The following is a 10,338-nucleotide window of genomic DNA, read 5'->3' as shown; positions in this document are numbered from 1 at the left end:
GGTTTGGCCGGACGACCGTTGACGGCACAGTATAGCGGGGAGAAAGCTTCTTCAAAACGGCGCCAGTCTATCTTATTGGCAAGCAGGTATAAGGGATGCCTGGGATTCAGCTGGTCTGTCAAAGAGCTGAACAAGGAGGGCTGAGGGGTGGTCTTGTTTATCATAATAATCTGCAAGTTTTCAACCATAAAGATACAAAAACTTGCAGATATATCAAAGCAATTTATATATTAATATGTTGATTATTAGGCGTAAAAGCACATTCTAAGGGGCGACTATTTAAGGTGAATATTATACGAATGTATATATTTTTTTCGAGCATTCCTAACACTTTTCTGTTTTTTTACTCAATAATATTCCATTCTTTTGTTATTAAATGATATAGATGCTAGTGACTTTAAAAACCTTTTGAATATTTTAAAATAGCAGCAGCCAGAGGAGATGCAATCGCATGGTTAAATCTTGGAAATATGTATATGACTGGACAGGAGCATCCTTAAAATAGATGACTTCACCTTATCATTTTCAATAATAAGGTGAAATCAGCATACGATTCAGGCTGAAATTATTCAGGTAAAATCTGTTCGATCTCTTTCAACTCATCTGCCATGAATTCCAAATGTTCCAGTGCTTTCAAATTGTCGGCCAACTGGTTGACAGAGCTTGCGCCCACAATCACCGAAGTCATCCGTTCGTCTTTCAATACCCATGCCAGTGCCATTTCAGCAAGTGTTTGTCCACGCCGGAGGGCTATTTCATTCAACTGGCGGGCGGCTTCTACCTTTTCAGGCGTCACTTGCGAAAGCTGAAGAAAACCCGAAGAACGTGCGGCACGTGAACCTTCCGGAATACCATTCAGGTATTTATCTGTCAACAGTCCTTGCGCCAAAGGAGAAAAGGCGATGAAACCGGAACCATATTCTGCTGCCAGCGGAAGTGTTTCCGCCTCCACCTCACGGTCGAACATACTATACCGATACTGGCTGATGAGACAGGGAACACCGGCTTTTGCCATCATCTCGTAGGCCATACGTGCTTGTTCGGGGGGATATTTGGAGATTCCGATATACAGAGCTTTCCCTTGTTTCACGATATCAATCAATGTCTGAATGGTTTCTTCGACCGGAGTAACTCCATCATAACGATGGCTATAAAAGATATCAAAATACTCCAATCCTGTCCGGCGGAGACTTTGGTCAATGCTCGCCATCAGATTTTTACGGGAGCTATTTCCGCCATAAGGGCCAGCCCACATTTCATGACCGGCTTTGGAAGAGATGATCATTTCATCCCGATAACCCTGGAAGTTCTCTCGCAAGATTCGTCCGAAATTGGTTTCAGCACTTCCGGGAACAGGACCATAATTGTTTGCCAGGTCGAAATGGGTGACACCATGATCGAATGCATACTTAATCATGTCGGTTGCTACATCGAAATTGTCCACACTACCGAAGTTGTGCCACAACCCCAAAGAGATTAAAGGTAACTGCAAGCCGCTCTTGCCACAATATTTATAGGGCATCCGTTCGTAGCGTCCGGCTGCCGGCTGATAACTAAAAGAGTTTTCCATAAAACAGAATGTTTATATTTTCCTTTCACAAAGTAAGGAAAAATATTCCAATTACAGCTTTAGTCGAATATTAAAAAGAATACTCTAATTAAAAGCAGGATGCCACATTAACCATACAACCAATCAGAACTGGAAATAAATAAACGGTTGAATTTCCGAACTCTTCATCTGAATAACCAGATAAATCAAAGCGACCATCAATACTGCTTTTCCTAGGAACGGCAAACGGATCACTCCTCGACAAGCTACATTTTCCCAACTATCAGGAGCAAAATGAAGCAGGAAGCCAAGCAACATCAACGCAAATACTTTCCAATATCCTTCTAGTAATTGCGGGAACAGTTGCGGACGGAAAGTAGTGAATATCTGTCCCAGCATATCCATTGAATTCTGAAAATCGGCATTACGGAAGAAAATCCAGCAGAAGCAGACGAAATGGAAAGTGATAATCACTCCAAACACACGCCGCCAACCGTGACTTTCCTCTCCTTTCTTACGCCCGGTGATAGACATCCACATTTTATGTAATGCCAGAGCTACTCCATGAAAAGTTCCCCAAAGAACGAAGTTCCAGGAGGCACCATGCCACAGACCGCCCAAGAACATGGTAATTATCAAGTTGAGATATTGCCGGAATTTACCTTTTCGGTTTCCTCCCAAAGAAATGTATAAATAATCTTTTAACCAACTGGATAAAGATATGTGCCAACGACGCCAAAATTCCGTAATAGAGGCAGACTTATAAGGTGAATTAAAGTTGAGATTGAAATGGAAACCTAACAATAAGGCGATACCGATAGCCATGTCGCTATATCCGGAAAAGTCACAGTAAATCTGCAAAGCATAACCATATACGCCCATCAGATTCTCAACACCGGAATAAAGAGTAGGGTTATCAAAAATACGTTCCACAAAATTGATACTGATATAATCGGATATGATGGCTTTCTTGAAAAGACCGGAAACGATCAGAAAAATTCCGCGTCCGAACATTTCCTGCGAGACGAATAAGGGTTTCCGGATTTGCGGGATAAAGTCGCGGGCACGCACGATAGGTCCTGCCACCAACTGGGGGAAGAAAGATACGTAGAAGGCATAGTCCAAAAGATTGGTCAATGGTTTTATGTCTCTTCGGTAAACGTCGATGGTGTAGCTCAATGACTGGAAAGTGAAAAAGGAGATGCCGACCGGCAGGAATATATCGAGAGCGGTAAATTCTCCTCCCATCAATGACGCAATCACTCCACCCAGAAAATTGGTATATTTGAAATAAGCAAGAAGTCCTAAATTAACTCCCAAACTCAAAGCGACCAATCCTTTACGTTTCCAATAACCCTCTACACGATCCATAAGTTGCGCAAGGAAAAAGTCGGCAACGGTGACTATGGCAAGCAGGAAAAAATAGGTGCCGCTACTCTTATAGTAAAAATAATAGGAGAAGAGAGTAACAAACATGATACGGGCGGTGTATTTGTGTTGTAGCAACACATACACCACCATGAAAGCAGCGAACAACCAAAGGAAGATACCGCTGCTGAATATCATTGGCGCTTGCGGATCGTAGGTAAGTACCTCTTTCAGTCTACTGAAATCTATATCAATGGGAAACATAGTCATTATATGCTTTGATAAGTGCTTGGTATAATAAATTTCCTTGCAGGATGTATCCTTCGGGTAAATAATGTACATGATCGGGCCGCATCAGTTTTGCGTCCGTCCAGTTCGTGCAGGCACGGCGCTTCCCTCCGACTACATCGTACATATCCCACACGAGCAGACGATGGTCTTTTGCATAACGACGAATGGTTTCCGCTGCTGTCGCTGTACGTGGATTGATGGCATACGTGCGTCTACGCCTTCGCTGCCGGAAACTTTCATAAGAACCGGGAGGGGTAGTCAGAAGAATGGGTACGTTAGGAAGACTGTCGCGCAACAGTTTCACCAGTTCATCCATCTGATTGTAGTGCACATTTATATTATAACGCCGGTTATGGCTTTCATTGGTTCCGAAAGAGAGAATCAACAATTCGGGCTTCAGGGCGGCAATTTCGGCAATACGATCCGGATGGGTAAAGGTAAGGCAAGTAGCTCCGTTGACGCCTTTATCTATATAAGAAACAGCACCGAAAGTTTCTGTCAAACGGGCACCGATGGTTTGAGGGTAGATATGTCCACGTACATGGCTGTCGCCAATATGAACGATACGGACTGTATCTTCGGAGAGTCCGGCACGCACCTGGCGAAGATGTTCGAAGACGGGAGCTAGCAGAGCGATACTGTCAATAATCTCATTCCGACCGGTTTCGCGGAAAGCTGAAGGGAAGGATATTTGTACAGTGATCGTATCATTCGCCCAGTTCATTTCCCGTAAAGGCTTTATAAGTTTTGCGGTCTTTCCCAGTGGAGGACATACAGGGATACGGTCTTGCGCGATTGCTTCTGCAAGGAAACAAGGAACACTCAACATACCGGCGAGAATAAGAATAAAGACAGACTGCAGATTATTCTTGCTCATAAGCACGCCTCCTGTCGTATTGTTCCTTACCATAGATCATCGTTTCATAAAGTAGTCCCGCCAAATGCTTGCCGCCACGGAAGTTTATATGCGTATAATCGTAATTTGCCATAGAAGGTTTGGCATGCACCAGTTTTGCCATGCTGCCTTCTCCGCCCATTGCTTCAAACATATTCCAAAAGGCGATGCCGCTTTCGGCTGCAATGTTCTGCTGATAACGAATCAGATTCTTCACACCGGGCATGGTACGAAGTTCACCGTTCTCGTTTTTAGAATCACGGTCGCCGACGCTCAACAACAGGATTCCTGCTTGTGGGAAACATTCTTTCAAATGCTCGATAGCTGTGAGCAGTCCTTTTTGATAGTTATCATAATTGCGTCCCCGTTCGGTAGCTACATTCAAACCATATTCGAGGATAATGAGGTCGTAAGGACGTTGGCGGTTAAACTGTTTCAACATCTGTGAAGGAATGCCCCGCAGAGAAAGACCGGAACTGCCACGCAACGAGAAGTTGTCGAGAATGATTCCTTTCTTTCCATCCATTGCCAAACCATAGAACAATGTAGAGTCTGCACGGTCTACTGTCCAACGGATAGAGCCGATGCGTCCGTCTACCTGAATTTGCTGCAATCCGTCGGAAGGGCCTAATGAATAATTCTTGTTTTCTCCTTTGTTCACACGAGCAGAAAGGAGAACGGAGTCTCTGTTATGGAAGAAGATGGAGGCACGCTGGCAAGTATCGAGCAGGGAGGCATATTTATTTTGCCCGCGCAGTTCTACATAAGCTCCGTTGCGGGGAACGAAATAATGACCGGATATGCCTTGTTTCTTCTTATCGAAATAGACGCTGTCTGTTACCGCATGACTGGACCATCCGCCAAACGTATGTCGCACCGTAGGACGGTAACCGCTTGTCATGGAAGTGATGGTAACAAAACCTACACCACAACCGCCGAATTGTTTCTGAAGCATTTCGCGTAAGTCAGCCGTAAAGATATCCGCTTCGATAAAGGAATCTCCGAATACGGCAATACGCACCTGTTTGTCATCGGAGTCATCGGAAGAGACACGGTCAAGTGCTTTATAAAAAGGAGTCATCCCCCGGAGAGTGGAATCACTGTAATCTTCAATGCAAGTCATACCTGTACGACAGGTATCTACAAAGGCAGGTTTTACAACAGGAGGCAAAGGGATGCTGTCCGAATCAGCTGCGGCAGTCTCTGATTCCGGATAACGAAGGTCGCTCAAAAGGTCTACACGCCTCATCGTGTGCCCGTCAATAGTCAGCGCCGGAAGCCAATGAAGCCCGAGTAAGACTGCAAACACAATCAGTACGAACCACAACGAATATTTCAAATAATTCTTTATTATCTCCATCTTTACAAGTAGATATAGGCACTATTTTAGTTCTTGTTTTTACCCGGTGCCGAGCTACCTCTTCCTCGGTGCCGAACCATCTCCTCATCGGTGCCGGAGGAGGCCTTCATCGGTGCCGGACATTTTCAGGCTGCAAAGATAGAGAAAAGCAATAAAAAAGAAGGGAGAATCTACATTATTTATGAGATTCTCCCTTTTTACTTATTTACATGCCGGACATCGGTCAGATCGTCCGTTCAATGTTCCACACAAATGCACGCAAACCTAATTGTTCGGTTTCCAAGTCCATTATATGCAAGGTGTCGAGCAACGGATCGACTTTGCTATCGTCTACTATCGTCAAGATAGCCGAGCACATACTTGGCCAGGCATGGCTTCCGAAATGCGGATCGCCTGTTTTCGAACCACGTCCCTGTACTTTCTCAAGGTACGTAAAACCACGACAACCCAAACGGTCGAGTAATGCCATGATTCGTTCGTAATAAGCCTGATCGAATGTTATCAATACTGATTTCATATTTCTTTTCTTTATTATTTCTTAATAATACTGTCTTTATTCGCCTGGAAGTAAACATCCAATTCACGTTGACGACGGAGCTTACGACGACGGTTCTTAATACCTGTTCCTGCAAATACACAATATAGAGTAGGAATCAAAATCAATGTCAAAACAGTAGAGATCGTCAAACCACCGATTACGGCAATCGCCATCGGACTCCACATTTCAGAACCCTGACCGCCACCGATAGCCATCGGAATCATACCAAGAACGGTAGTGGCAGTGGTCATCAATACCGGGCGGAGACGGCTCTTACCAGCGGTTACTACAGAGTTCAACACTGCCAGTCCACGTTCGCGACAAAGGGTGATGTAGTCGATAAGCACGATACCGTTCTTCACCACAATACCAATCAGCATGATACCTCCCAACAAACTCATGACACTCAATGTACTGTTCGTAAAGAATAGTGCCATCAAGACACCGCTAAAAGCAAACGGCAGGGAGAACATAATAATGAACGGATAGGTCAGTGACTCGAACTGTGCTGCCATCACGATAAATACGAGCACAACAATCAGGATGGCAAGTGTTCCCAAATCGCGGAACGAATCCTGCTGGTCTTCGTATGAACCGGAAATCTGAATGGTGACATCTCCCGGAAGATCCATTTTATCTATCACCTTATTACCGGCAGCTACTACGTCGCCCAACGGAGCACCGGAGATTACTGCGGAAACGGTCACGATACGTTCGCGGTCTTTACGTTCAATAGTAGGAGGCGCGAAACGTTCGACTACCTTTCCGACGTCTTTCACACGAACGGATTGTCCTTGCGCATTGTAAATGAGAATATTTTCGAGACTCTCCAGACTTGTACGGAATTCGGGCGCATAACGCACTTTGATATCATACTCATCTCCGTCTTCACGATATTTAGATGCTACCGCACCATTGACACGATTACGCAGATAGTTACCGGCTGTTGAAAGATTCAAGCCATGCATTGCCAGTTTTTCACGGTCAAAGTCTACTTGATATTCCGGCTGGTAGTCACTACGGCTGATGTTTACCTCAGTCACGCCTTTTACTTTCAGCAATTCACGTTTCAGACGAGCGGCTACGCTATCGGTCATTGTCATGTCGTATCCGTAAACCTCAAAGTCGGCACTTGCCTGTGCGGACATACCTGTGTTGCTACCACCGAGAATTACCTGTGCTTTACTGAATTCCGGATAGGCCTTCAAATCTTCACGCATCTCATCACAGACTGCTTCCAAAGTGATATCACGATCGCCCGGATCAACCAAACTGATGTTGAACGAGATAATATGCGAACCGTTGTCCTGCATAGATGCCCAAGTATTATCGGAGTCAGCCTGACCAACGGTGTAGTTGCAGACTTTCATGATGTCTTTATACTTCGTCAGCCATTGGTTGGTTAATTTCTCCGAAAGTTCCTGCGCTATCTCTTTTCGTGTACCGATCGGAAGCTCCAACTGCACGGCAATACGAGCATTATCCTGTGCCGGGAAGAACTCCGTACCGATGCCCTTTGCACACAGCAAACTGACAATGAAGAAAGCAATACATCCCACAATGACAATCGGACGATGACGTACAGCCCAATTCAGCATCTTCGCATACCAGATATCGAGTCCGTCAAGCGCTTTCTCTATCGGAGTAAAGAAGAGCTTGAACATCTTCGACGGTTTTTTCTGCAAACGAAGCAACTGGGAACAGAGCATCGGAGTCAAAGATAGTGCGGCGACCGTAGAAATAAACATGATGGCACACATCATCCAACCCAACTGTTTGAAAAGTACACCGGACATACCGCTTACCATTGTCAACGGGAAGAACACGGCAATCATAGTCAGCGTAGAAGCGACTACAGAAATTGCCACCTCATTGGTTCCGTGCACGGCTGCCTGTTTCGGATCGGAGCCACGCTCGATATGGGTCGTTACGTTTTCAAGTACCACAATCGCATCATCCACTACCATACCGATAGCGATAGAAAGTGATGAAAGCGAGATGATATTAATCGTATTTCCACTAATCGCCAGGTAAATGAACGAGGCAATCAACGAAAGCGGAATGGTGATACAGATAATCAATGTAGCACGCCAGCGTCCCAAGAAAAGGAACACGACGATGACAACGAAGAGCAAGGCATAAACAACGGTTTCCGTCAAACTGTCGATGGTGTTCAAAATGTTGTCGGAGGTATCGACAATGACACCGATCTTCACGTCACTCGGCAGGTTCTTCTGAAGCCTCGGCAATGCGTCGGCCACTTTCTTGGAGATTTCTACCGAATTGGCTCCCGACTGCTTCTGAACAACAATCATCGCACCTTGCACACCATTGTTATAGGTTTCCTGTGCACGTTCTTCCACAGTATCGACGATTCGGGCTACATCACGCAAAAAGACATTTGCCCCATTATGCGTACCTACCACTACGTCTGCCAACTGTCGGGAATCATCGAATTCACCTTCCACACGCAACGCGTATGTTTCGCTACCAATATCGAAGTTACCACCGGGAATATTCTTGTTCTCGGCACCGATAATGGAACTGATTGTTTCGATAGTCAGGTGATAGGCTTCCAGTTTATTGGGGTCGCAATAGACCTGAATCTCACGTTGCGGCGCACCACTGATAGACACGGTTCCGACTCCCGGAATACGCGCCAGCGGGTTTACCACACGATCGTCCAATATCTTATAAAGGGCTGACTGACTCTCATTGGCCTGTACGGAAAGCAGCACGATAGGAATCATGTCCGTACTAAATTTGAAAATGATCGGATTCTCGACATCATCGGGAAGCTGCGAACTTACCATATCGAGTTTATCACGCACATCATTGGTCAGAACGTCAATATCGTTACCAAACTCGAACTCCAATGTAATCAATGACATATTCTCGGAAGAACGGGAGGTGATATGTTTCAAGTTGCTCACCGCGTTCAACGTATTTTCGAGCGGGCGAGTCACATTATTTTCTATATCCGAAGCACTTGCTCCGGGATAAGCGGTCATTACCATGATTGTATTCGTGTCAATGTCCGGATACAAGTCGATAGGTAACTTGGACAAAGAGAAAAGACCAAAAATCACCACTGCCAAGAAGCAGAGGGAGGTCATAATCGGTTTCTTAACCGCACCTTCGTATAAACTCATGTTATTTTATTTAAAAGCCTCTCCCCGCTCCTCTCCCCAAAAGAGGGAGCCGGAAGATCGTTTTGAAATCAGGTTAATTAATAAAAGCATCGGGCGAAAGGTACTGAACACCTCTTATTTGGAAGAAGACTGGGAAGAGGCTTCCACCTCTACTTCCATACCATTCACCAAACGTGACTGTCCGGCAACTACCACCTGTGAGTTATCCGGTACACCGGATTTCAACTCATACTCCGTACCCATGCGTCTACCCAGTTCGACCTTATTATAAGATACTTTACCGTCTTTATAAACGAATACATAACGGTCGCCGGAACCTGCCTGCTTAACGATTGCCAAATCGGGAACAACGACGTTTTCTGCTGTACCGAAGTTCAATGTCGCACGGGCAAACATTCCCGGACGCACACGCTGGTCTTTATTATCCAGTCTGATCTCTACCTGGAATGTACGGGTAGTGGCATCTATGGTAGGGTAAATCAGATTGATGGTTCCTGTAAATACTTCATCGCCATATACATCGAGTTTCACGTCGACAGGAGTACCTTTTTTCACTTTCGTGAAGTAGGTTTCGGACACGTTAATCAGGAGTTTCACCGGAGTGATCTGTTCTACTACAAGTACGGGTTCTCCACCGCTGTACATATCGCCATTATCATAGTTGCGTGCAGTGACCACACCGTTGATAGGGCTTTGCAAAGAGGTATTCTCCAGCAGATTCTTATAAGCGGTTTTCTTCACATCGAGTTGCATCTTCGAAGCATCCCACTCTGATTTGGACGCACCGCCCACTTTATATAATTCGTCAATACGGTTGAATTCTATTTCCTGATTATCTAGTTGCAGCTTCGTCTGTTTCAGGTTGGCTGCATCCATCTGCACAAGTTTCTGGCCTTTGGATACGCGGTCGCCTACTTCCACAAAAATCTGGTCGATACGTACGGGAGACGAAGGGGCTATATTATTCTTTACTTCAGCTTCCACCGTCGCTGTGTAATCTTGTATTTGATCTACGGGACGGGCTTTTACGTCTGCCAGCTTCACAATGGGCTTCGCGTCCACATGTTCCGCAGCCGCTTTGTCTTTTCCACCTGTACATGAGCCCATAAACACAGTTAACAGCAGGGCTACCAATTGGATACTTCTTTTCATATTCCTTAATTGTAATTTTTTAGTTGTCTATCT

7 protein-coding genes are annotated in these 10,338 nt (G+C 45.2%); all 7 read right to left on the bottom strand.

Annotated features, from left to right (window positions below; genetic code table 11):
• Nucleotides 1–565: 565 nt before the first annotated feature.
• Nucleotides 566–1,570 (bottom strand): aldo/keto reductase, encoded by a 1,005-nt coding sequence (locus HMPREF0106_RS06865; RefSeq protein ID WP_009040610.1) that lies wholly within the window; start codon nt 1,568–1,570, stop codon nt 566–568.
• Between the two features lie 123 nt (nt 1,571–1,693).
• Nucleotides 1,694–3,181 carry an MBOAT family O-acyltransferase gene (locus HMPREF0106_RS06870; RefSeq protein WP_032851538.1) on the bottom strand — a complete coding sequence of 496 codons (1,488 nt, stop codon included), beginning with the start codon at nt 3,179–3,181 and terminating at the stop codon, nt 1,694–1,696.
• Complete coding sequence (locus HMPREF0106_RS06875) at nt 3,168–4,118, bottom strand: SGNH/GDSL hydrolase family protein (RefSeq protein WP_044130242.1); 951 nt, start codon at nt 4,116–4,118, stop codon at nt 3,168–3,170. Before HMPREF0106_RS06875 ends, HMPREF0106_RS06870 begins: the two co-directional genes overlap by 14 nt.
• On the bottom strand, nt 4,072–5,463 hold the full coding sequence (locus HMPREF0106_RS06880; RefSeq protein WP_008776902.1) for an SGNH/GDSL hydrolase family protein: 1,392 nt from the start codon (nt 5,461–5,463) through the stop codon (nt 4,072–4,074). The genes HMPREF0106_RS06875 and HMPREF0106_RS06880 overlap by 47 nt, the downstream gene beginning before the upstream one ends.
• A gap of 223 nt (nt 5,464–5,686) precedes the next feature.
• On the bottom strand, nt 5,687–5,980 hold the full coding sequence (locus HMPREF0106_RS06885) for a PG0541 family transporter-associated protein (RefSeq protein ID WP_008023018.1): 294 nt from the start codon (nt 5,978–5,980) through the stop codon (nt 5,687–5,689).
• Between the two features lie 14 nt (nt 5,981–5,994).
• Complete coding sequence (locus HMPREF0106_RS06890; RefSeq protein WP_009040607.1) at nt 5,995–9,153, bottom strand: efflux RND transporter permease subunit; 3,159 nt, start codon at nt 9,151–9,153, stop codon at nt 5,995–5,997.
• Nucleotides 9,154–9,267: 114 nt separating this feature from the next.
• Nucleotides 9,268–10,305 (bottom strand): efflux RND transporter periplasmic adaptor subunit, encoded by a 1,038-nt coding sequence (locus tag HMPREF0106_RS06895; protein WP_008645763.1) that lies wholly within the window; start codon nt 10,303–10,305, stop codon nt 9,268–9,270.
• Nucleotides 10,306–10,338 lie beyond the last annotated feature (33 nt).

It is taken from the genome of Bacteroides sp. D22 (assembly GCF_000163675.1).
Lineage (GTDB): Bacteria > Bacteroidota > Bacteroidia > Bacteroidales > Bacteroidaceae > Bacteroides > Bacteroides xylanisolvens.
This window is presented reverse-complemented; position numbering and strand designations above follow the sequence as displayed.